This is a genomic window from Streptomyces sp. NPDC048338 (assembly GCF_043201055.1).
Taxonomy (GTDB): domain Bacteria; phylum Actinomycetota; class Actinomycetes; order Streptomycetales; family Streptomycetaceae; genus Streptomyces.
The window spans coordinates 308,153-330,788 of record NZ_JBICYQ010000001.1 but is presented as its reverse complement, the minus strand read 5'-3'; the positions used below and the strand labels follow the sequence as shown (position 1 = coordinate 330,788).

The 22,636-nt window shown below is 70.7% G+C and carries 17 protein-coding genes; 11 read left to right on the top strand and 6 right to left on the bottom strand.

Translation table 11 applies throughout. The annotated features are described in order from the left end of the window. Positions 1–6 precede the first annotated feature (6 nt). The 4 genes from ACGFZF_RS01540 (at position 7) to ACGFZF_RS01525 (ending at position 3,026) form a co-directional block, all read left to right on the top strand. Positions 7–726 carry a YggS family pyridoxal phosphate-dependent enzyme gene (locus ACGFZF_RS01540; protein WP_393550996.1) on the top strand — a complete coding sequence of 240 codons (720 nt, stop codon included), beginning with the start codon at positions 7–9 and terminating at the stop codon, positions 724–726. Positions 727–866: 140 nt separating this feature from the next. Then, positions 867–1,490, top strand: a complete 624-nt coding sequence (locus tag ACGFZF_RS01535; RefSeq protein WP_147977598.1) for a cell division protein SepF — start codon at positions 867–869, stop codon at positions 1,488–1,490. A gap of 74 nt (positions 1,491–1,564) precedes the next feature. Next, positions 1,565–1,855 (top strand): YggT family protein, encoded by a 291-nt coding sequence (locus tag ACGFZF_RS01530; protein ID WP_147977597.1) that lies wholly within the window; start codon positions 1,565–1,567, stop codon positions 1,853–1,855. A 55-nt stretch (positions 1,856–1,910) separates the two neighbouring features. Next, positions 1,911–3,026 (top strand): DivIVA domain-containing protein, encoded by a 1,116-nt coding sequence (locus tag ACGFZF_RS01525; RefSeq protein ID WP_393550496.1) that lies wholly within the window; start codon positions 1,911–1,913, stop codon positions 3,024–3,026. A gap of 337 nt (positions 3,027–3,363) precedes the next feature. Here ACGFZF_RS01525 and ileS read toward each other — a convergent pair whose 3' ends face one another. Beyond that, on the bottom strand, positions 3,364–6,522 hold the full coding sequence (gene ileS, locus ACGFZF_RS01520; RefSeq protein WP_393550494.1) for an isoleucine--tRNA ligase: 3,159 nt from the start codon (positions 6,520–6,522) through the stop codon (positions 3,364–3,366). Positions 6,523–7,067: 545 nt separating this feature from the next. Here ileS and ACGFZF_RS01515 point away from each other — a divergent pair. The 6 genes from ACGFZF_RS01515 to ACGFZF_RS01490 all read left to right on the top strand — a co-directional run bounded on the left by ACGFZF_RS01515 (position 7,068) and on the right by ACGFZF_RS01490 (position 12,467). After that, complete coding sequence (locus ACGFZF_RS01515) at positions 7,068–7,937, top strand: TraR/DksA family transcriptional regulator (protein WP_393550492.1); 870 nt, start codon at positions 7,068–7,070, stop codon at positions 7,935–7,937. A gap of 62 nt (positions 7,938–7,999) precedes the next feature. After that, complete coding sequence (gene lspA, locus ACGFZF_RS01510; RefSeq protein ID WP_393550490.1) at positions 8,000–8,566, top strand: signal peptidase II; 567 nt, start codon at positions 8,000–8,002, stop codon at positions 8,564–8,566. 41 nt (positions 8,567–8,607) lie between these two features. After that, on the top strand, positions 8,608–9,549 hold the full coding sequence (locus ACGFZF_RS01505) for an RluA family pseudouridine synthase (RefSeq protein ID WP_393550488.1): 942 nt from the start codon (positions 8,608–8,610) through the stop codon (positions 9,547–9,549). Then, complete coding sequence (locus tag ACGFZF_RS01500; RefSeq protein ID WP_393550486.1) at positions 9,546–10,019, top strand: GNAT family N-acetyltransferase; 474 nt, start codon at positions 9,546–9,548, stop codon at positions 10,017–10,019. Before ACGFZF_RS01505 ends, ACGFZF_RS01500 begins: the two co-directional genes overlap by 4 nt. Before the next feature lie 268 nt (positions 10,020–10,287). Beyond that, on the top strand, positions 10,288–11,874 hold the full coding sequence (locus ACGFZF_RS01495) for a Na+/H+ antiporter (RefSeq protein ID WP_393550484.1): 1,587 nt from the start codon (positions 10,288–10,290) through the stop codon (positions 11,872–11,874). Between the two features lie 23 nt (positions 11,875–11,897). Beyond that, positions 11,898–12,467 carry a dienelactone hydrolase family protein gene (locus ACGFZF_RS01490; protein ID WP_393550482.1) on the top strand — a complete coding sequence of 190 codons (570 nt, stop codon included), beginning with the start codon at positions 11,898–11,900 and terminating at the stop codon, positions 12,465–12,467. A gap of 93 nt (positions 12,468–12,560) precedes the next feature. On the opposite strand, the gene ACGFZF_RS01485 is transcribed toward ACGFZF_RS01490, so the two are convergent. The 5 genes from ACGFZF_RS01485 to ACGFZF_RS01465 form a co-directional block, all read right to left on the bottom strand. Next, positions 12,561–13,535 (bottom strand): zinc metalloprotease, encoded by a 975-nt coding sequence (locus ACGFZF_RS01485; protein WP_393550480.1) that lies wholly within the window; start codon positions 13,533–13,535, stop codon positions 12,561–12,563. 326 nt (positions 13,536–13,861) lie between these two features. Beyond that, the gene (locus tag ACGFZF_RS01480) at positions 13,862–15,511 is read right to left on the bottom strand and encodes an alkaline phosphatase D family protein (RefSeq protein WP_393550478.1); all 1,650 of its coding nucleotides are present in this window, start codon (positions 15,509–15,511) and stop codon (positions 13,862–13,864) included. A gap of 355 nt (positions 15,512–15,866) precedes the next feature. Beyond that, entirely contained in the window at positions 15,867–16,682 is an 816-nt protein-coding gene (locus ACGFZF_RS01475; protein ID WP_356603323.1) for a DsbA family protein, read from the bottom strand. 48 nt (positions 16,683–16,730) lie between these two features. Then, entirely contained in the window at positions 16,731–17,417 is a 687-nt protein-coding gene (locus ACGFZF_RS01470; protein WP_393550476.1) for a hypothetical protein, read from the bottom strand. A gap of 62 nt (positions 17,418–17,479) precedes the next feature. Then, positions 17,480–18,802, bottom strand: coding sequence for a DUF2252 domain-containing protein (locus tag ACGFZF_RS01465; RefSeq protein ID WP_393550474.1), 1,323 nt, complete (start codon positions 18,800–18,802; stop codon positions 17,480–17,482). Between the two features lie 236 nt (positions 18,803–19,038). Here ACGFZF_RS01465 and dnaE point away from each other — a divergent pair, with 236 nt between their 5' ends. Further along, positions 19,039–22,578 carry a DNA polymerase III subunit alpha gene (dnaE, locus tag ACGFZF_RS01460; RefSeq protein ID WP_393550472.1) on the top strand — a complete coding sequence of 1,180 codons (3,540 nt, stop codon included), beginning with the start codon at positions 19,039–19,041 and terminating at the stop codon, positions 22,576–22,578. Positions 22,579–22,636: the final 58 nt, after the last annotated feature.

Genomic DNA, 22,636 nt, shown 5'->3' with positions numbered 1-22,636 from the left:
ACGGGCATGACGGGCCGCAAGGCCGAACTCGCCGAGAACCTGGCGCGGGTGGAGGAGCGGATCTCGGCCGCCTGTGCCTCCGCCGGGCGCGAGCGGGCGGAGGTGACCCTGATCGTGGTCACCAAGACCTACCCCGCGAGCGACGTCCGGTTGCTGCACGAACTCGGCGTCCGCGACGTCGCCGAGAACAAGGACCAGGACGCGGCCCCCAAGGCCGCCGCCTGTGCGGATCTGGACCTCCGCTGGCACTTCGTCGGCCAGTTGCAGACCAACAAGGTCCGTTCCGTGACGGGTTATGCGGATGTCGTGCAGTCGGTCGACCGCCTGAAGCTCGTGACGGCACTGTCGGCGGCGGCCGGGAAGGCCGGCCGGGAGCTGGGCTGCCTGCTCCAGGTCGCCCTCGACGCCGAGTCGGGCGCGCGGGGCGACCGGGGCGGCGTGGCGCCGGACGGCATCGAGGAGTTGGCCGCCGCCGTGGACGCGGCACCCGGACTGAGGCTCGACGGACTGATGACCGTCGCGCCGCTCGCCGGTCCGTACGCGGGGCGGCGACGAGCGGCTTTCGACCACCTCATGGATTTGTCGACTGCCCTGCGCGCGACCCGTCCGACTGCGAACATGGTGTCGGCGGGGATGAGTGCGGACCTCGAGGAGGCCGTGGCGGCCGGAGCGACACATGTGCGCATCGGTACGGCGGTACTGGGTGTCCGCCCCAGGCTCGGGTAACGTCGCCAAGCAAGTCGGACCACAGCAGAAAATATGGTCATTCCCACTGATAGGTGGGCAGACCCCGTGGATCGCGGGCACTTGGTGACACTGCGGCCCTTGAGCAAGGGCGATCCACCACAGAGCGGAGGACTCAGAGAATGGCCGGCGCGATGCGCAAGATGGCGGTCTACCTCGGCCTCGTGGAGGACGATGGGTACGACGGCCGGGGATTCGACCCCGACGACGACTTCGAACCCGAACTGGAGCCGGAGCCCGAGCGCGACCGGCGCCACCACCAGCCCCCTCGCCAGCTGGAGCGTGAGGAGCCGGTCCGCGTGGTGGCCCAGGCCGCCCCCCGCGAGCCGGTTGCCCATTCCGCCCCGCTTTCCGCCGAAAGCGGACGCCCGGCTCGCATCGCCCCCGTGGCATCCATCACACCCGAACGCCCGAGCCTGGAGAAGAACGCACCGGTGATCATGCCCAAGGTCGTGTCCGAGCGGGAGCCCTACCGCATCACCACTTTGCACCCGCGGACCTACAACGAGGCCCGTACCATCGGGGAACACTTCCGCGAGGGCACCCCGGTGATCATGAACCTCACGGAGATGGACGACACGGATGCGAAGCGACTTGTCGACTTTGCCGCCGGACTCGTCTTCGGGCTCCATGGCAGCATTGAGCGCGTGACGCAGAAGGTGTTCCTGTTGTCGCCTGCTAACGTCGATGTCACGGCGGAGGACAAGGCCCGCATCGCAGAGGGCGGATTCTTCAACCAGAGCTGAGAACACGAGACCGGAACGGGCCGGCCGCGAGGCCGGGCAAGCGAGAGTAAAGCCAGGGGAGAGGGAAGCGCGGGATGGGCGTCGCACTACAAGTGGTCTACATCGCTCTGATGTGCTTCCTCATCGTGCTGATCTTCCGGCTGGTCATGGACTACGTCTTCCAGTTCGCCCGCGCATGGCAACCCGGCAAGGCGATGGTGGTCGTTCTCGAGGCCACCTACACTGTCACCGATCCACCGCTCAAGCTTCTGCGGCGGTTCATCCCGCCGTTGCGTCTCGGGGGCGTGGCACTCGACCTGTCCTTCTTCGTTCTGATGATCATTGTCTACATTCTGATCTCCGTCGTGAGCAGCTTCGCGAGGTGAATGTGGACGATACGGTCTTGCCGACTGCCGACGACTACGTAGAGGTGAAGTAGAGATGCCGTTGACCCCTGAGGATGTGCGGAACAAGCAGTTCACGACCGTCCGCCTCCGAGAAGGCTACGACGAGGACGAGGTCGATGCCTTCCTCGACGAGGTCGAGGGTGAACTGACCCGCCTGCTCCGCGAGAACGAGGACCTGCGCGCCAAGCTGGCCGCCGCGACGCGTGCCGCCGCGCAGAACCAGCAGCAGGGCATGCGCAAGCCGCCGGAGCCGCAGGATCGTCCCGGCGGTCCCGGTGCCCCCGTGCCCGCCGCCATATCCGGTCCGCCGGTCCAGCAGCAGCCCCCGCAGATGGGCCCGCCGCAGCTGCCGTCCGGTGCCCCGCAGCTTCCCGCCGGCCCCGGCGGACACGGCCCCGGCCCGATGCAGGGCGGCCCCATGGGCGGCCCCGGTCCGATGCAGGGCGGCCCGATGCAGGGCGGCCCCATGCAGGGCGGCCCCATGGGCCAGCCGATGGGCGGCCCCATGGGTCACCCGCAGCAGCAGATGCAGCCGCCGATGCAGCAGCAGGGTCCGGGTGGCGACAGCGCCGCGCGTGTCCTCTCGCTGGCCCAGCAGACGGCCGACCAGGCGATCGCGGAGGCCCGTTCCGAGGCCAACAAGATCGTCGGCGAGGCCCGGTCGCGCGCCGAGGGCCTGGAGCGGGACGCCCGCGCCAAGGCCGACGCGCTGGAGCGGGACGCGCAGGAGAAGCACCGCGTCGCGATGGGCTCGCTGGAGTCGGCCCGCGCCACGCTGGAGCGCAAGGTCGAGGACCTGCGCGGCTTCGAGCGCGAGTACCGCACGCGTCTGAAGTCCTACCTCGAGTCGCAGCTGCGCCAGCTGGAGACCCAGGCCGACGATTCGCTGGCTCCGCCGCGGACCCCGGCCGCGGCCTCCCTGCCGCCGGCCCCGTCGATGGCCTCGGCGGGCGCGGGTGCCCCGTCGTACGGCAACGGCGGCATGGGTGGTGCTCCGTCCATGGGCGGTGGCCCGTCCTACGGCGGCCAGCAGCAGATGTCCCCGGCGATGACCCAGCCGATGGCACCGGTCCGGCCGCAGGCGCCGCAGCCGATGCAGCAGGCGCCGGCGCCGATGCGCGGCTTCCTGATCGACGAGGACGACAACTGACGGCAGGCGGTGGCGTGACCACCGCGTAGCCGTCGGCAGGCTGCAAGGGCCGGGCCCCTGGGAGACCAGGGTCCCGGCCCTTCGCCGTACCCGGGGACGGCGCGGGCCCCTCAGGTCCGCGCGGCCCCGGAAGCCGGGCCGGGACCGCCCGGCCCGGGTGGGCTCCGCACAGGGCCGGTGGCGGATCGTCGCCGACGGGGGGGCCGCGCCCCGCCGCGGATCCGCCGTCGCACGCCCCGCGCACCCGGAGCCACGGCCCGCCCGCGCCTCGCGCCCCGCCCCGCACGCCAGAGGCCCGGCACCCCACCGAGGGGGTGCCGGGCCTCTGGCGGAGCGCCTACGCCTTGCGGAGGCGGAACGTCAGGGAGAGGGACTCGTCCGTGAAGGGGGCGCCGAAGCCGGCGTCCGCCTCGCCCCGGGCGTGGTCCGTCGCCAGGACCTCGTCCGCGATCAGGTCCGCGTGCGCCGTCAGCGCCTCCGTCGTCTCCGCGGAGTCCGACGTCCAGCGCAGGGCGATCCGGTCCGCCACGTCCAGGCCGCTGTTCTTGCGGGCCTCCTGGATCAGGCGGATCGCGTCACGCGCCAGGCCCGCCCGCCGCAGCTCCGGAGTGATCTCCAGGTCCAGGGCGACGGTCGCGCCGGAGTCCGAGGCGACCGACCAGCCCTCCCGCGGGGTCTCCGTGATGATGATCTCGTCGGGGCCGACCTTGATCGTCTCGCCGTCGACCTCGAGCGTCGCCTCGCCGGAGCGCAGCGCCAGCGACAGCGCCGCCGCGTCCGCCGCCGCGACCGCCTTCGCCACGTCCTGGACGCCCTTGCCGAAGCGCTTGCCCAGGGCCCGGAAGTTCGCCTTCGCGGTCGTGTCGACCAGTGAGCCGCCGACCTCGCTGAGCGACGCCAGCGAGGAGACGTTCAGCTCCTCCGTGATCTGCGCCCGCAGCTCGTCGGAGAGCGCCGCGAAGCCGTTGGCGGCCACCAGGGCGCGGGAGAGCGGCTGGCGGGTCTTGACGCCGGACTCCGCCCGCGTCGCCCGGCCCAGCTCCACCAGGCGCCGCACCAGCAGCATCTGCTGGGACAGCTCCGGGTCGACGGCCGTGAGGTCCGCCTCCGGCCAGGTCGAGAGGTGGACCGACTCGGGTGCGTCGGGCGTCACGGGGACCACCAGGTCCTGCCAGACGCGCTCGGTGATGAACGGCGTCAGCGGAGCCATCAGGCGGGTGACCGTCTCGATCACGTCGTGCAGGGTGCGCAGCGCCGCCGCGTCGCCCTGCCAGAACCGGCGGCGCGAACGCCGCACGTACCAGTTCGACAGGTCGTCGACGAAGGAGGAGACCAGCTTGCCCGCGCGCTGGGTGTCGTAGGACTCCAGCGCCTCCGTGACCTGGTCCACCAGCGCGTTGAGCTCGCTCAGCAGCCAGCGGTCCAGGACCGTGCGGTCCGCCGGCGCCGGGTCCGCCGCGGACGGCGCCCAGCCGGACGTACGGGCGTACAGCGCCTGGAAGGCGACCGTGTTCCAGTACGTCAGCAGGGTCTTGCGCACGACCTCCTGGATCGTGCCGTGGCCGACCCGGCGGGCCGCCCACGGGGAGCCGCCGGCCGCCATGAACCAGCGCACCGCGTCCGCGCCGTGGCGGTCCATCAGCGGGATCGGGTCCAGGGTGTTGCCGAGGTGCTTGGACATCTTGCGGCCGTCCTCGGCGAGGATGTGGCCCAGGCAGACCACGTTCTCGTACGAGGACTTGTCGAAGACCAGCGTGCCGACCGCCATCAGCGTGTAGAACCAGCCGCGCGTCTGGTCGATGGCCTCGGAGATGAACTGCGCCGGGTAGCGGCTCTCGAACAGCTCCTTGTTCTTGTACGGGTACCCGTACTGGGCGAACGGCATCGAGCCCGAGTCGTACCAGGCGTCGATGACCTCCGGGACGCGCGTCGCCTCGGCCGAGCAGCCGTCGTGGCCGCAGGCGAAGGTGACGTCGTCGATGTACGGGCGGTGCGGGTCCAGGGACGACTGGTCCGTGCCCGTCAGCCGCGAGAGCTCCTCGCGGGAACCGACGCAGGTGAGGTGGCCCTCCTCGCAGCGCCAGATCGGCAGCGGGGTGCCCCAGTAGCGGTTGCGGGAGAGCGCCCAGTCGATGTTGTTGCTCAGCCAGTCGCCGAAGCGGCCGTGCTTGACGGTGTCCGGGAACCAGTTCGTCTTCTCGTTCTCCTGGAGGAGACGGTCCTTGACGGCGGTGGTGCGGATGTACCAGGACGGCTGCGCGTAGTAGAGCAGCGCCGTGTGGCAGCGCCAGCAGTGCGGGTAGCTGTGCTCGTACGGGACGTGCCGGAAGAGCAGGCCGCGGGCGCCCAGGTCCGCGGTGAGGGCCTCGTCGGCCTTCTTGAAGAAGACGCCGCCGACCAGCGGCACGTCCTCCTCGAAGGTGCCGTCGGGGCGGACCGGGTTCACGACCGGCAGGCCGTAGGACCGGCAGACCTTGAGGTCGTCCTCGCCGAAGGCGGGGGACTGGTGCACGAGACCCGTGCCGTCCTCGGTGGTCACGTACTCGGCGTTGACGACGTAGTGCGCCCCGGTTCCCTCGCCGACGCTCGGGAACTCCACCAGCTCGAAGGGGCGCTGGTACGTCCAGCGCTCCATCTCGGCGCCGGTGAAGGTCTCGCCGGTGGTCACCCAGCCCTCGCCGAGGGCCTTGTCGACCAGCGGCTCGGCGACGACCAGCTGTTCCTCGCCGTCCGTGGCGACGACGTAGGTCACCTCGGGGTGGGCCGCGACCGCCGTGTTGGAGACCAGGGTCCAGGGGGTCGTCGTCCAGACCAGGAGCGCCGCCCGGCCGGCCAGCGGACCGGAGGTCAGCGGGAAGCGGACGAACACGGACGGGTCGACGACCGTCTCGTAGCCCTGCGCCAGCTCGTGGTCCGAGAGGCCGGTGCCGCAGCGCGGGCACCAGGGGGCGACACGGTGGTCCTGGACGAGCAGGCCCTTGTCGAAGATCTGCTTCAGCGACCACCAGACCGACTCGATGTACTCGGGGTCCATGGTCCGGTACGCGTCGTCGAGGTCGACCCAGTAACCCATGCGGGTCGTGAGCTCGGCGAAGGCGTCGGTGTGGCGGGTCACCGACTCGCGGCACTTGTCGTTGAAGGCCGCGATGCCGTACGCCTCGATGTCCTTCTTGCCGGCGAAGCCGAGCTCCTTCTCGACGGCGAGCTCGACGGGCAGCCCGTGGCAGTCCCAGCCGGCCTTGCGGGCCACGTGGTAGCCGCGCATGGTCCGGAAGCGGGGGAAGACGTCCTTGAAGACGCGGGCCTCGATGTGGTGGGCACCGGGCATGCCGTTGGCGGTGGGCGGGCCCTCGTAGAACACCCACTCGGGGCGGCCCTCGGACTGCTCCAGGGTCTTGGCGAAGACCTTGCTCTCGCGCCAGAAGTCGAGAACGGCGTGCTCGAGCGCGGGCAGGTCGACCTGGGCGGGCACCTGGCGGTATTGCGGCGGCGTCATGGGGTGAGCTCCTCCGGCGGACTGCTTCGTTTCCGTCCGGAGGGACGAGAGCGCCGTGCTGCGCGCTTCCCGCGGTACCACCCTCCTTGGCCCCGGGCGTGCGCCCGTGGCCCCCTCATTGGGGTCGCGATGCCGGGTCTACTCGCCTCACGGCTTTCTTCCGGCGGCTCCGGGGTGATGCTTCACATCGGGCTGGCCCCCGGGCTCTCACCGTCCCCGGGTCGCTCATGGCTGCGTACGACGCTACTCGTCCCCATCCAAGCCTTTCGCTGGGCCCAGTGTACGGGCCCCGGAGCGGCGTGGCAGACCGGTTTTCCGGTGACCCGAATGGCCACACCGGGGGCACGGACTTCGGGTGCGCCCATGTGGGGGAGGGGCGTCGTGATTACCGGCCGGGGAGCTGGGCACAACGCAGGCAGGCTCGCCTTGCCGCGGGCATGGGCGGGTGGGAAACGGCGGCGAGCCCCGTTGCCGCGGACCCTGGGCCGATTTATCGTCCCAGCACGATTCGCGAGCAAGATCACAAAATGTGAAGGGGCCGCGACATGGTGGCGAAGAAGACCGCCGCGAAGAAGACCTCGGCCGCCGGCCCCGCCGGTGCGGACGGGGCGGCCAAGGCCGTGAACGGCAAGAAGTCCACGGCCACGAAGAAGGCGGGCACGGCGGCCCCGGCCCGGAAGAGCGCGACCACGACCACGACCGCGGCCACGGGGAGCACCACCGCGAGGAAGACGGCGAAGAGGACCGCCGCCAAGCGGACGGGTGCGAAGCGGGCCGCCGCGTCGGAGGCCGCCGCGTCCGCCGTGGCGGACGGGGCCGTGACGGAGGCGGGGGCGGACGGTACCCCGGTGGGGAAGGCCGCCGCCCGGAAGGCACCGGCCAGGAAGACCGCAGTCAGGAAGAAGGCCGCTTCCGCGGCACGGGTGGAGAAGACAGGAGCCAGGACGGTGGCAGCGAAGAAGACCGCGGGTGGCGTGACGACGGCCGAGGACGGGGCAGCGGTGCCCCAGGCCCGCGCCGGCGAGCTCGCCGTGCGTCCCGGCGAGGAGCCGTGGACGCCCGAGGAGGTCGCCGAGGCCCGTGCCGAGCTGGAGAGCGAGGTGCTCAGACTCCGGTCCGAGCTGCTCCACTCCCAGCAGGAGCTCACCGGTCTGATGCGGGACTCCGGGGACGGCGCGGGGGACGACCAGGCCGACACCGGCACGAAGAACATCACGCGCGAGCACGAGCTGGCGCTGGCCGCGAACGCCCGGGAGATGCTGGAGCAGTCCGAGCACGCCCTGGAACGGCTCGACGCGGGCACGTACGGCCTCTGCGAGGTCTGCGGCAAGCCCATCGGCAAGGCGCGGATGCAGGCGTTCCCGCGGGCCACCCTGTGCGTCGAGGACAAGCAGAAACAGGAGCGCCGCGGCTGACGGTGCCGCACGGCCGTGCCGTACCCTCGTGCACAGTCAGGCACCTAGGTTGAGGGACTCACGTGACAGAGGCGGAGCGCATCATCGGTACGCCGGATCCAGCAGGGGCCGACGAGGCGGCGGCCCCCGCGGAGCTGCCGAAGGGCAGGCGGAAGATCGTCGCGCTGCTCGTGGTGGCGGTCGTCGCGTACCTCGTCGACCTCGGCAGCAAGATGCTGGTCGTCGCCAAGCTGGAGGGCCACGAGCCGATCCGGGTCGTCGGCGACCTGCTGAAGTTCGACGCGATCCGCAATCCCGGCGCCGCGTTCGGCATGGGTGAGGCCTTCACGATCATCTTCACCTGCATCGCGGCGGTCGTGATCATCGTGATCATCCGGCTGGCCCGGAAGCTCTACAGCACCGCGTGGGCCATCGCGCTCGGCCTGCTGCTCGGCGGTGCGCTGGGCAACCTCACCGACCGGATCTTCCGCTCCCCGGGCGTCTTCGAGGGCGCGGTGGTCGACTTCATCGCGCCCGCCCACTTCGCCGTCTTCAACCTGGCGGACTCGGCGATCGTGTGCGGCGGCTTCCTGATCGTCATCCTCTCCTTCCGCGGTCTCGACCCGGACGGGACCGTCCACAAGGACTGAGGGCGGAACCGGTCACCGGCGGCGTCCGGCATACTCGACGGGTGAGTACGAGTCCCGAGGTCCGCACCCTGCCCGTTCCCGATGGCCTGGAGGGCGAGCGCGTCGACGCCGCCATCGCCCGAATGTTCGGGTTCTCCCGTACGAAGGCGGCCGAGCTGGCCGCCGCCGGGAAGGTCCAGGTCGACGGCTCCGTCGTCGGCAAGTCCGAGCGGGTCAGCGGCGGTGCCTGGCTCGAGGTCGAGATGCCCGGCGCGCCGGCGCCGGTCCAGATCGTGGCCGAGCCCGTCGAGGGCATGGAGATCGTCCACGACGACGACGACATCGTCGTGATCATGAAGCCCGTCGGTGTCGCGGCGCACCCGAGCCCCGGCTGGACCGGCACGACCGTGATCGGCGGCCTGGCGGCCGCGGGCTACCGCATCTCCACCTCCGGCGCCGCCGAGCGCCAGGGGATCGTGCACCGGCTCGACGTCGGCACCTCCGGCCTGATGGTCGTCGCGAAGTCGGAGCGGGCGTACACGCTGCTCAAGGCCCAGTTCAAGGAGCGGGTCGTCGACAAGCGCTACCACGCGCTGGTGCAGGGGCACCCGGACCCGATGAGCGGCACGATCGACGCGCCGATCGGCCGGCACCCGAACCACGACTACAAGTGGGCCGTGACCGCCGACGGCAAGGAGTCCGTCACCCACTACGACCTGATCGAGGCGTACCGCGCGGCCTCGCTGCTCGACATCAAGCTGGAGACGGGCCGCACGCACCAGATCCGGGTGCACATGTCGGCCCACCGCCACCCGTGCGTCGGCGACCTCACCTACGGCGCGGACCCGACGATGGCCAAGCGGCTCGGCCTGACCCGGCAGTGGCTGCACGCCGTGCGGCTCGGCTTCGAGCACCCGGAGGACGGCCGGTGGGTCGAGTTCTCGTCCACCTACCCGGCGGACCTCCAGCAGGCGCTGGACCGGATCGCGGCGGAGAGCCAGTGAGCGCCGGCGCGGGCTTCTCGGTACGGGAGGCCGTCGCGCCGGACGACCGCGCGGCCTGCTTCGCCGTCCGCAAGGACGTCTTCGTGGTCGAGCAGCGCGTCCCGCAGGAGATCGAGTACGACTCGTACGACGAGACGGCCGTGCACGTGCTGGCGATCCGTGACGACGGTCTGCCGCTCGGCACCGGCCGGCTGCTGTACGGCGCGGACGCGGCGGGCAAGACCGGCGGCGACGCGGCGGTGGGCTCCCTGGGACGGCTCGCCGTCACCAAGGCGGCCCGGGGCCTCGGCGTCGGCGCGGCCCTGGTGCGCGCGATCGAGGACGCGGCGCGCGGGCGCGGCCTGACGGCCGTGGACCTGCACGCACAGACGCACGCCCTCGGCTTCTACGAGCGCCTCGGCTACGCGGCCTACGGACCCGAGTTCCCGGACGCGGGCATCGCGCACCGGGCGATGCGCCGCTCGATCTGAGCTCCGGCGGCCCCTGGGGGCCGCCCCCCGACGGCCGCGCCGCGAGCGCGGCCGTCGTGCTTTCCGCGCCGTCCGGCTCCCTCCGCCGCCGGCAGCCCGTCGGCACCCGACCGGCGCGGCGCCCCGGCCCGGTCCGCGCCGTCCGGCTCCTTCCGCCGCCGCCGGTCCTCCGGCGGTGTCGCACCCACGGGGTTTTCGTCCGATTCGGGGCGTTCGTGGCAGGGTTGGGACCCTGATCGTCGACGCGCCGGAAGGCGGAGGGCTCCCCGTGGACCAATTGGCCCTGTTGTTCCTGCTGTTGCTCGGCGCGCTCCTCACCGTGCCGCTGGGGGAGCGGCTGGGGCTGCCGGCTCCGGTCCTGATGACCCTGGTCGGGATCGTGCTGGCCTTCCTGCCGTTCGTGCCGAACGTCGACATCCCGCCCGAGTTCATCCTGCCGCTGGTCCTCCCGCCGCTCCTCTACGCCTCCGTGCAGCGCACGTCCTGGCGGCAGTTCGCGGCGAACAGACGGCCCATCTTCCTGCTCGCCGTCGCCCTCGTCTTCGTCACCACGGCCGCCGTCGCCGCCGTGGCGGGCGCCCTCGTCCCCGGGCTCCCCCTCGCCGCAGCCGTGGCCCTCGGCGCCCTCGTCGCGCCGCCCGACCCGGTCGCCGCGACCGCCGTCGCCGGCTCCCTCGGGCTGCCGCGCCGGCTCGTGTCGATCCTGGAGGGCGAGGGCCTCTTCAACGACGTCACCGCCATCGTGCTCTACCACGTGGCCATCGGCGCGGCGGTCGGCGGCTCCTTCTCCTGGGAGGAGGCGAGCGCCGAGCTGGTCCTCTCCGCCGTCGTCGCCATCGCGGTCGGCCTCGGCCTCGGCTGGATCAGCAACAAGCTCATGGCCCTGCTCGGCGAGGCCACGCTGCAGACCGGACTCACCCTCCTCGTCCCCTTCGTGTCGTACGTCCTCGCCGAGGAGCTGCACGGCTCCGGCGTCCTCGCCGTCCTCGTCGTGGCCCTCTACCTCGCGCACCACGCGACCGACGCCGACGACGTCGTGGGGCGGCTCGCCGGGCAGACCTTCTGGGAGATCGTCGACACGCTCGTCGCGGGCATCGCCTTCGGGCTCATCGGGCTGGAGCTCCACGTCGTCTTCGGGACCGCCGAGGGGCACCTCGGCGAGATGATCGGCTGGGGTGCCGCGGTGGCCGGCGTCGTCGTCGCCGTCCGGCTGGTGTGGCTGCTTCCCGCGACCTGGCTGGCCAAGCGGCTGCACACCCGGCGCGACTACGACGAGGAGGTCCCCATGAGCTGGCGGGAGACCGTCGTCATGTGGTGGGCCGGGATGCGGGGGGTGGCCTCGGTGGCGCTGGCGCTCGCCATCCCGCTGCGCACGGACGACGGCGCGCCCTTCCCCGGCCGCGACCAGATCATCTTCATCGCCTTCTGCGTGATCATCGCCACGCTCGTCATCCAGGGTCTCAGCCTGCCCTGGCTGGTGAGGCGGCTCGGGGTGCGGGCCGACACCGACGCCGAGCGGGAGCTGGAGCGGAACCTGGCCATCCGGGCGGCGAAGGCGGCGCGGCGCCGGCTGAAGGACATCGAGGACCTGGAGGAGCTGCCCGAGGAGGTCCAGGAGCGGCTCCTGCGCGGGGCGTTCGACATCGGGGCGCGGATCAGCCCGGACATGCTGGACGAGGAGCGGCGGGCCGCCTTCGCCGAGCGAGCCGGGCGGGTCAAGGCCGTCCAGCGGATCCAGCGGGAGATGATGTCGGCCGCGCGCCACGAGGTGCTGTCGGCCCGGAACGAGCCGGGCGCCGATCCCGAGGTGGTCGACCGGGTGCTGCGCCGGCTGGACGTGCGCAGTCTGAAGTAGCCGCCGTGAGGGAGGATGGCCGCATGGACATCATGCTTTTCCACTCGGTCCACGGCCTGCGCCCGGCGGTGGAGGCCGCGGCCGAGCGGCTGCGGGCCGCCGGGCACGAGGTGCACGTGCCCGATCTCTTCGAGGGGCGGACGGCCGAGACCGTCGAGGAGGGGACGGAGCTCAAGGAGAAGATCGGCAAGGACGAGCTGCTGCGGCGGGCGATCCTCGCCGCGGCCCCGTACTCCGAGCGCGGCCTCGTCTACGCGGGCTTCTCCTTCGGCGCCTCGGTCGCGCAGACGCTCGCCCTCGGCGACGCGCGGGCGCGCGGGCTGCTGATGCTCCACGGCACCTCGGACATCGCCCCGAACGTGACGGTCGACGACCTGCCGGTCCAGCTGCACGTGGCTGATCCCGACCCCTTCGAGTCGCACGACTGGCTGACGTCCTGGTACCTGCAGATGCGGCGGATCGGCGCCGACGTCGAGATCTACCGCTACCCGGGCGCCGGCCACCTGTACACCGACCCGGAGCTCCCGGACTGGGACGAGGCCGCCGCCGAGGAGACCTGGACGCTGGCCCTCGGCTTCGTCGAGAGCCTCTGATCCGATGGAAGAAGGGCGCGGCGGGGGCTCTCCCGCCGCGCCCTTCCCCGGTTGCCGGGCCTCAGCGGGCCCGGCTCCTCAGTGGAGGAACGTTCAGCCTGCGCGGTACGCGGTCCAGGCGCTGCTCATCCGCGCGACCTGGCCGGCGGTGAACTGGTACATGCACGCGTCGTAGGTGTAGTCCATGAAGTTGTGGATGGGGTCCACACCCGCCTTGGACGCGCAGCTGTCGCGGCCGGTCGGGCACTCGTAGGCCGGGCTCTTCTCGGCCGGGGTGTCGCTCACCGAGTCGCCGGATCCGTTGCAGCCGCCCTGGAACGTGTGGTACAGCCCCATCCAGTGGCCGACCTCGTGGGTGGCGGTGTCGCCCTCGTTGTAGTTGGCGGCGGATCCGCCCGGCAGCGAGGCGTCGAGCACGACCACACCGTCCATGGACGGGCTGGAGTTGTACGAGGACGGGAAGGTCGCCCAGCCCAGCAGGCCGCCGCCGAGGTTCGCGGTGTAGAAGTTCAGCGCGCCCGCGCCGCCCTTGCGGAGGGTCTGCTTCATCTGCTTCTCGGCGGTGGAGCCGGAGGTCAGGTTGTACCAGGAGGCGTTGTCCGTGTAGTCGGTTCCGGCCAGGGTGAACTGGAAGTTGGTGTTCACGTTGCCGGTGCCCTGGCCCGCGTACGCGGCGTTGAGGACGGCCATCTGGTTGTTGATCGCGGTGGAGCTGAGCTTGCCGGTCGTGCCGCTGTGGACGACGTGGAAGTAGACCGGGATGTTCACCACGGCCGCGGCGGAGGCGGCGGCGGAGCTGCGGCCGGACGACCGGATCTTGGACAGTCTGTTGGTCAGGTCCGCGTCCATGGCCTTGGCCTGGGCGGCGGTGACCTCGTTGGGCTCGGCGGCGTGGGTGGTGCCGCCCTTCGCCTTGCGGGCGCTGGAGACGGCGTCCGAACCGTCCACGCAGTCCGCGGCGGACGTGCCGGCGGCGGAGGTGGTGAGGGGGGTGGCCGAAGGGGCGGAAAGCGGCGCCAGGGCCAAGGTTCCGGCCATCACGGCAGTGCCGAGCATACGACGTGACATGCGCGGCGATATACGGACAAGAGCACGCACTGGTGACTCCTCGCGGGGGGTGGTGGAGAGGGACTTCCTCGCCATCGCGGGGAGATTACGGGTCCATGTCAGCCGTTGATGAGCATTGATCAAGCCCAATCATTCGTGGTGCATTTCGGGGCAACGGGAAGAAATTCTTGTGCGTCTTCCGGAGTTTGAGACAGGGGCGTAACGAACGGGGTGACGGAGACAGGTGGTGTGTCCGGATTCGATCGTCCGAACCCACCACCCGCCGTGATGATGTGATCTCCCGTTAACAATGCGGATCATGGCCGAAAATCGACCATGACGAGGTGTCAGTGCACCGGCTGGTACACCCGCTCGACACGCTGCGTTCCCGTGGCGGTCCGGTACGAGCGCGCCCAGGCGGTCGTCGCGTCCGTACGGGCCTTGTCGGAGACCGTGTAGTAGTCCATCTGCGCCTGCTCGGCGGTCACGTCGAGGACGCCGTAGCCGTGGTGGTCCATGTCCACCCACTTCACGTGGCGGTTGGCGGCCTTGACCGCCCCGGCGGCCACCACCGACACCGTGCCCGGCGCGACGTGGAGGATGTCGTCGAGGTTGTCGGAGGTCACCGACGTCACCACGAACTCGGTCGCCGCCGACTGCGACAGCGGGTACGTCGCCGCCTTCACCGGCACGTCGTTGGCCCAGGCCATGTGGATGTCACCGGTCAGGAAGACGGTGTTCCGCACCGATCGCTGGGTCAGGTGGTTCAGCAGCTCGCGGCGGTCGTCCGTGTAGCCGTCCCACTGGTCGACATTGACCGCGAGGCCCTCCTTCGGCAGCCCCAGCAGCTCCGCGAGCGGGCCGAGCAGGTGCGCGGGCAGGGAACCGAAGGCCACCGGCGAGATCATCACCGAGGTGCCGACGAGCTTCCACTGGGCGTCCGAGCCCGCCAGACCGGACTTCAGCCAGTCCAGCTGGGCGCGACCGGTCAGGGTGCGCTCCGGGTCGTCGACCGCGCCGCTGCCGACCCCGGCCTGCTGGGAGCGGAAGGAGCGCAGGTCGAGGAGGTGCAGATCGGCCAGTTTGCCGAAGCGCAGCCGCCGGTAGACGGTGCCCTCCGTCGACGCGCGAACCGGCATCCACTCGAAGTACGCCTGCTTGGCGGCGGCGACCCGGTCCGCCCAGGCTCCCTCGGCGCCCGGCGTGTGGTTCTCCGCGCCGCCCGACCAGGCGTCGTTGGCGAACTCGTGGTCGTCCCAGATCGCGACGACCGGGTGGGCGGCGTGCAGTGCCTGCAGGTCCGCGTCCGTCTTGTACTTCCCGTGCCGGGTGCGGTAGTCGGACAGCGAGACGATCTCGTGCCGCGGCTCGTGCGGACGGACGACGTACTTCGCCTCCGGATAGCCGCCGCTGGCGTACTCGTAGATGTAGTCGCCGAGGTGCAGGACGGCGTCCAGGTCCGCGCGGGCGGCGAGGTGGCGGTAGGCGGAGAAGTAGCCGGACTCCCAGTTGGCGCAGGAGACCACGCCGAAGCGGACGCCGGGTGTGGCGGCATCGGCGGCCGGGGTGGTGCGGGTGCGGCCGACCGGGGAGACGGTCCCGCCGGCCGTGAAGCGGAAGTGGTAGGTGGTCGCGGGGCGCAGCCCCCGGACGTCGGCCTTGACGGTGTGGTCGGAGGCGGCGGTCGCGGTGGCCCTTCCCCGGGCCACGGTCCTGGCGAAGGCGCGGTCCTCGGCGACCTCCCAGTCGACCGCGACGTCCGGGCCCGTGCCGGAACCGGGCACGGCGTCGGCGACGGGGGTGACGCGCGTCCACAGCAGGACGCCGTCGGGCAGCGGGTCGCCGGAGGCGACGCCGTGGAGGAATGCGGGGGCCTCGGTCTCCGCGAGTGCGGGGGAGGCGGCGCCCACCAGCGCCGGTGCGGCGACGGCCGTGACGGCGGCGGCCTTCACGACCGTACGGCGGGTGGGGGCAGGGGATATGAAACGACTGGTCACGGGCAGTCAGATTACTGGCCGGTACGCCGAACGGGCAGGCGAAAACCGGAAAGTTCGCCTGCCCGTCGACATCGTGCCGTCCGGCGGTCCCCGCCTGTGTCAGCACGCTCCGGGGGCGGCCCCCGGAGCACGGGCTCCCCGGGCCCTGTCCGGGCCCGAGGAGATCGACAAGACGCCCCTAGGTCGTGTCTGACAAATACCGCCGTCCGCCCGCAGGGCGGGGCGCGCGGCGTCCGGTGCGTGCAATCGCAAGGCGGAGGATCGTCCTCGTACTGGACGTACTTGGATGCCTCCGACAACGCGGCGAGTGTGCGTGCCGGGCGTCGCGCGCCAGGCGGGATTTGTCAGACACGGCCTAGCCCTTGAGGGCCGCGGTGATCGCCGTGTTGAACTGGTCCGCCGTCAGCGGCGGGTTCTCGCTGCCCTCGGCGGTCAGGGCCTTGCCGTCCATCTTCAGCGTCGGCGTGCCCTTCACGCCGCTCGCGTCGAACGCCGCGGACATCTTCATCGCCCAGGCGTCGAAGGTGCCGTCCTCCACGTTCTTCTTGAACTGCGCGTTGCCCTTCAGTGCGGGCACCGAGTCCGCCACCTCCAGGAGGTAGGAGTCCTTGGCGAACTTGTCCTGGGTCTCCTCCGGGTGGAACTGCGTGGAGTAGAGGGCCGACTTGTACTTCAGGAAGGCCTCGGGGCTCACGTCGAGCGCCGCGCCGAGCGCCGACAGGGCGTTCTTCGATCCCTCGCCCTGTGCGGCGTTGTCGATGAAGGTGGCGCCGACGTACTTGACCTTGTACTTGCCGTCCGCGACGTCCTTCTCGACGACGGCGCCGACCTGCTGCTCGAAGGTCGCGCACACCGGGCAGCGCGAGTCCTCGTACAGCTCCAGGGTCTTCTTCGCCTCGGGCTTGCCGATCACGACCGTGGTGCCGTTCGCGCCCTCGGTGTTCCGGGGGGCCGTGACGTTCTTCGCGTCCTTGGCGGCCTCCCACTGCCCGGGCTTGCCCGCCTGGACGACGAGGTAGCCGACGCCGCCGGCGACGGCCAGCAGGGCGACGGCCGACACGCCGACGATCACCTGGCGGCGGGCCTTGTCCTTCTTCGCCTGGCGTTCGCGCTCGACGCGCAGCCGCTCGCGGGCGGCGGCCTTGTTCGCCTGGTTGTTGCGTGCGCTCATGATGTCGATCTCCGTCGGTGTGAGGAAAGAAAAAAGGGGGACTGGTGCTCAGGCGAGGGTGAAGCCCGGGCACGGCGGTCCCCGCCGTCCGACGGAGTGCACGAGGAGACGCGTACGGGACCGGCGCGGCCGGTCCGAGGGAAGCCCGCCGCGACGACCGGACGGGTGGGGCGAGCCGAGGAACGCGGCGACCAGCAGGAGCGGCCGGAACGCGAACGCGGCCACCGCGCCGACCAGCCGGGCCAGTGCCCGCTCGCCGTGCCGCAGCCATGCCGCCGCGCCCAGTCCGACCGCCACGTGGGCGGCGAGCAGCAGCCACGGCAGGGCCGGATCGGGGGTGTGGAGCAGGGCCGCGACACCGCCGCTCTCGGGGGCGGCCACACCGGGCAGCGGGGTTCCCACGGAGCCGCCGCACAGCACGTCCACGCCGACCGCCCGCAGCGAACCGGCGACGGGCCCGCCGGCCGGTCCGTAGCAGACCGCCTGCCCGGTGGTGAAGACCGTGTCGGCGGCCAGTTCCAGCGGCACCAGCAGACCCGCGATCGCGCCGAAACCGCGCTCGCGGCCGGCCAGCGCGTACGCCACGGCGAACACGCCGGCCGAGATCAGGCCCACGGTGATCAGCGGCAGCGGGACCCGGGACAGCAGCACGTGGGAGCCGGCGGACAGCGTCACGACCAGTGCCGTGAAGAGCGCCGCCCGCAGCGTCCTGAGCTGCGTCCCTGATATGTCCATCGCGCTGGAGAGTGTGCCACGTCCTCGTGTAGGACCCTCTTAAGGGGAGCCTGTGAACCGGGTCAGAGACCGGGGATCCGGCCGTTGCGGAAGAGGTCCACGAAGATCTGGTGGTCGGCGCGCGCCCGGGCGCCGTAGCTGTGGGCGAAGTCCACCAGGAGATCCGCGAAGCCGTCCTCGTCGGCGGCGATCGCCGCGTCGATGGCCCGCTCGGTGGAGAACGGCACCAGCGAGTGGCCGCTCGAGTCGTCCGCCGCCGCGTGCATCGTCGCCGTCGCCCGGCCCAGGTCGGCCACGGTCGCCGCGATCTCCTCCGGGTCGTCGATGTCCGACCAGTCCAGGTCCACGGCGTACGGCGAGACCTCCGCGACCAGCTGCCCGGCGCCGTCCAGCTCCGTCCAGCCCAGCCACGGGTCCGCGTGCGCCTGGAGCGCCCGCTGCGAGATCACGGTGCGGTGCCCCTCGTGCTGGAAGTACTCCCGCACGGACGCGTCCGTCACATGGCGGGAGACCGCCGGGGTCTGCGCCTGCTTCATGTAGATCACGACGTCGTTCTCCAGGGCGTCGCTGTTGCCCTCCAGCAGGATGTTGTACGAGGGCAGGCCGGCCGACCCGATGCCGATCCCGCGCCGCCCGACGACGTCCTTGACGCGGTACGAGTCCGGGCGGGCCAGGCTCGCCTCGGGCAGGGTCTCCAGATAGCCGTCGAAGGCCGCCAGGACCTTGTACCGGGTGGCCGCGTCCAGCTCGATCGCGCCGCCGCCCGCCGAGAAGCGGCGCTCGAAGTCACGGATCTCCGTCATCGAGTCGAGCAGCGCGAACCGGGTCAGGGACCGGGCGTCGCGCAGCGCGCCCAGGAGCGGGCCCTCGGCCGTGTCCAGCGTGAAGGGCGGCACCTCGTCGTTCTTGGCGCCGGTCGACAGCGAGTGGATCCGCTCGCGGTAGGCGGCCGCGTAGATCCGGACCAGCTCGGTGATCTGGTCGTCGCTGAGCGCCTTGGTGTAGCCGATCAGCGCGAGGGAGGCGGCCAGGCGCTTCAGGTCCCAGGTGAAGGGGCCGACGTAGGCCTCGTCGAAGTCGTTGACGTTGAAGATCAGCCGGCCCGTGGCGTCCATGTACGTGCCGAAGTTCTCGGCGTGCAGGTCGCCGTGGATCCAGACCCGGCCGGTGCGCTCGTCCAGGTACGGGCCGCCGTGCCGCTCGGCCGCGAGGTCGGAGTAGAACAGGCACGCCGTGCCCCGGTAGAAGGCGAAGGCCGAACCGGCCATCTTCCGGAACTTGACCCGGAACGCGGCGGGATCGGCCGCCAGGAGCTCGCCGAAGGCGGTGTCGAAGACGGCGAGGATCTGCTCGCCGCGTGCGGCGGCGGGCTGGGGGACCGACATCGAGAGTGCCTCCTGGTGCGGGACGTGGCGCAAAATGGTGCGTGACAAAACGGACGGGTGTTCCGTGTCTCTCAACGCGTGACGGTACCCCCGAGTGCCCGGCGACGGAGACTGCGGAGACGTAGACTTCCACGCTGTCCCCCCAGACTGTCCGCAGCCTGTCATCGCCCACCCGTCGCCCGACCGCCCCCTGTACGAGGCGCTTCGCGACGCGTCTTTTCCGGAGGCCTCCCGCCGTGACCAAGCCGCCCTTCACGCACCTCCACGTCCACACCCAGTACTCGCTGCTGGACGGTGCCGCGCGGCTGAAGGACATGTTCGACGCGTGCAACGAGATGGGCATGACGCACATCGCGATGTCCGACCACGGGAACCTCCACGGGGCCTACGACTTCTTCCACACGGCGAAGAAGTCCGGTGTGACGCCGATCATCGGCATCGAGGCGTACGTCGCCCCGGAGTCCCGGCGCAACAAGCGGAAGGTCCAGTGGGGCCAGCCCCACCAGAAGCGCGACGACGTCTCCGGTTCCGGCGGTTACACCCACAAGACGATCTGGGCGGCGAACGCCACCGGGCTGCACAACCTCTTCAAGCTGTCCTCCGACGCCTACGCCGAGGGCTGGCTCCAGAAGTGGCCGCGGATGGACAAGGAGACCATCTCGAAGTGGTCCGAGGGCCTGATCGCCTCCACCGGCTGCCCCTCCGGCGAGCTCCAGACCAGGCTCCGCCTCGGCCAGTTCGACGAGGCCCTGAAGGCCGCCTCCGAGTACCAGGACATCTTCGGCAAGGACCGGTACTTCCTGGAGCTGATGGACCACGGCATCGAGATCGAGCACCGGGTCCGCGACGGACTCCTGGAGATCGGCAAGAAGCTCGGCATCCCCCCGCTGGTCACCAACGACTCGCACTACACCTACGCGCACGAGGCCGGCGCGCACGACGCCCTGCTCTGCATCCAGACCGGCAAGAACCTCTCCGACCCGGACCGCTTCAAGTTCGACGGCACCGGCTACTACCTGAAGTCCACGGACGAGATGTACGCCATCGACTCCTCGGACGCCTGGCAGGAGGGCTGCGCCAACACGCTCCTGGTCGCCGAGCAGATCGACACGACCGGCATGTTCGAGGCCAAGAACCTCATGCCGAAGTTCGACATCCCGGACGGCTACACCGAGGTCACCTGGTTCCGCGAGGAGACCATGCGCGGCATGCACCGCCGCTTCCCGGGAGGCATCCCGGACGACCGCATGAAGCAGGTCGAGTACGAGATGGACACGATCATCTCGATGGGCTTCCCGGGCTACTTCCTCGTCGTCGCCGACTTCATCATGTGGGCGAAGAAGCAGGGCATCGCGGTCGGTCCCGGCCGAGGCTCCGCGGCCGGTTCGATCGTCGCGTACGCCATGGGCATCACCGACCTCGACCCGATCCCGCACGGACTGATCTTCGAGCGCTTCCTCAACCCCGAGCGCATCTCGATGCCCGATGTCGACATCGACTTCGACGAGCGCCGGCGCGTCGAGGTGATCCGCTACGTGACGGAGAAGTACGGCGCCGACAAGGTCGCCATGATCGGCACGTACGGCAAGATCAAGGCCAAGAACGCGATCAAGGACTCCGCCCGCGTCCTCGGCTACCCGTACGCCATGGGCGACCGGCTCACCAAGGCCATGCCCGCCGACGTCCTCGGCAAGGGCATCGACCTCAACGGCATCACCGACCCCTCGCACCCGCGCTACAGCGAGGCCGGCGAGATCCGGTCGATGTACGAGAACGAGCCCGACGTGAAGAAGGTGATCGACACCGCCCGCGGCGTCGAGGGCCTGGTCCGGCAGATGGGCGTGCACGCGGCCGGCGTGATCATGTCCAGCGAGCCCATCGTCGACCACGCCCCGATCTGGGTGCGCCACACCGACGGCGTGACCATCACGCAGTGGGACTATCCGCAGTGCGAGTCGCTCGGCCTGCTGAAGATGGACTTCCTGGGCCTGCGGAACCTGACCATCATGGACGACGCCGTCAAGATGGTGAAGGCCAACAAGGGCATCGACCTCGACCTGCTGGCCCTGCCGCTGGACGACCCGAAGACCTTCGAACTGCTGCAGCGCGGTGACACCCTCGGCGTCTTCCAGTTCGACGGCGGGCCCATGCGCTCGCTGCTGCGGCTGATGAAGCCCGACAACTTCGAAGACATCTCCGCCGTGTCCGCCCTGTACCGGCCGGGCCCGATGGGCATGAACTCGCACACGAACTACGCCCTGCGCAAGAACAAGCAGCAGGAGATCACCCCGATCCACCCGGAGCTGGAGAAGCCCCTCGAAGAGGTGCTCGCGGTCACCTACGGCCTGATCGTCTACCAGGAGCAGGTGCAGAAGGCCGCCCAGATCATCGCCGGGTACTCGCTCGGCGAGGCCGACATCCTCCGCCGCGTGATGGGCAAGAAGAAGCCCGAGGAGCTGGCGAAGAACTTCGTCCTCTTCCAGAAGGGCGCCCGGGACAAGGGCTACAGCGACGAGGCGATCCAGGGTCTGTGGGACGTCCTGGTCCCGTTCGCCGGCTACGCCTTCAACAAGGCGCACTCCGCCGCGTACGGCCTGGTCTCCTACTGGACCGCCTATCTCAAGGCGAACCACCCCGCCGAGTACATGGCGGGCCTGCTGACCTCGGTCAAGGACGACAAGGACAAGTCGGCCGTCTACCTGAACGAGTGCCGGCGCATGGGCATCAAGGTGCTGCCGCCCAACGTCAACGAGTCCGAGTCGAACTTCGCCGCGCAGGGCGACGACGTGATCCTCTTCGGCCTGTCCGCCGTCCGCAACGTCGGCACCAACGTCGTCGAGTCGATCATCAAGTCGCGCAAGGCGAAGGGGAAGTACAGCTCCTTCCCCGACTTCCTCGACAAGGTCGAGGCCGTCGTCTGCAACAAGCGGACCATCGAGTCGCTGATCAAGGCCGGCGCCTTCGACGAGATGGGGCACACGCGCAAGGGCCTGGTCGCCCACCACGAGCCCATGATCGACAACGTGGTGGCCGTCAAGCGCAAGGAGGCCGAGGGGCAGTTCGACCTCTTCGGCGGAATGGGCGACGAGGCGAGCGACGAGCCCGGCTTCGGCCTCGACGTGGTCTTCTCCGACGTCGAGTGGGAGAAGTCGTACCTGCTCGCCCAGGAGCGCGAGATGCTCGGCCTCTACGTCTCCGACCACCCGCTCTTCGGCATCGAGCACGTCCTGTCCGACAAGACGGACGCGGCGATCTCCCAGCTCACCGGCGGCGAGCACAGCGACGGCGCGGTCGTCACCATCGGCGGCATCATCTCCGGCCTCCAGCGCAAGATGACCAAGCAGGGCAACGCCTGGGCCATCGCCACCGTCGAGGACCTGGCCGGCTCGATCGAGTGCATGTTCTTCCCGGCCACCTACCAGCTGGTCTCCACCCAGCTGGTCGAGGACACGGTCGTCTTCGTGAAGGGCCGCCTCGACAAGCGCGAGGACGTGCCCCGGCTGGTCGCGATGGAGCTGATGGTCCCCGACCTGTCCAACGCCGGCACCAACGCGCCGGTGATCCTCACCATCCCGACGGTGAAGGTCACCCCGCCGATGATCAGCAGGCTCGGCGAGATCCTCGGACACCACAAGGGCAACACCGAGGTCCGGATCAAGCTCCAGGGCCCGCGGACGACCACCGTGCTGCGGCTCGACCGGCACCGGGTGCAGCCCGACCCGGCGCTCTTCGGCGACCTGAAGGTGCTGCTCGGCCCGTCCTGCCTGGCCGGATAGCGCCGGTCCCGCACGCGGACACCGGAAGGGGCGCGCCCGTCGTCACGGGTGCGCCCCT

What these genes read in the sequence shown, in the direction of transcription:
- ACGFZF_RS01540 (WP_393550996.1), top strand. Translation starts at nt 7, where the DNA reads ATGACGGGCCGCAAGGCCGAACTCGCCGAGAACCTGGCGCGGGTGGAG.
- ACGFZF_RS01535 (WP_147977598.1), top strand. Translation starts at nt 867, where the DNA reads ATGGCCGGCGCGATGCGCAAGATGGCGGTCTACCTCGGCCTCGTGGAG.
- ACGFZF_RS01530 (WP_147977597.1), top strand. Translation starts at nt 1,565, where the DNA reads ATGGGCGTCGCACTACAAGTGGTCTACATCGCTCTGATGTGCTTCCTC.
- ACGFZF_RS01525 (WP_393550496.1), top strand. Translation starts at nt 1,911, where the DNA reads ATGCCGTTGACCCCTGAGGATGTGCGGAACAAGCAGTTCACGACCGTC.
- ileS (WP_393550494.1), bottom strand. Translation starts at nt 6,522, where the DNA reads ATGACGCCGCCGCAATACCGCCAGGTGCCCGCCCAGGTCGACCTGCCC.
- ACGFZF_RS01515 (WP_393550492.1), top strand. Translation starts at nt 7,068, where the DNA reads ATGGTGGCGAAGAAGACCGCCGCGAAGAAGACCTCGGCCGCCGGCCCC.
- ACGFZF_RS01490 (WP_393550482.1), top strand. Translation starts at nt 11,898, where the DNA reads ATGGACATCATGCTTTTCCACTCGGTCCACGGCCTGCGCCCGGCGGTG.
- ACGFZF_RS01485 (WP_393550480.1), bottom strand. Translation starts at nt 13,535, where the DNA reads ATGTCACGTCGTATGCTCGGCACTGCCGTGATGGCCGGAACCTTGGCC.
- ACGFZF_RS01475 (WP_356603323.1), bottom strand. Translation starts at nt 16,682, where the DNA reads ATGAGCGCACGCAACAACCAGGCGAACAAGGCCGCCGCCCGCGAGCGG.
- ACGFZF_RS01470 (WP_393550476.1), bottom strand. Translation starts at nt 17,417, where the DNA reads ATGGACATATCAGGGACGCAGCTCAGGACGCTGCGGGCGGCGCTCTTC.
- ACGFZF_RS01465 (WP_393550474.1), bottom strand. Translation starts at nt 18,802, where the DNA reads ATGTCGGTCCCCCAGCCCGCCGCCGCACGCGGCGAGCAGATCCTCGCC.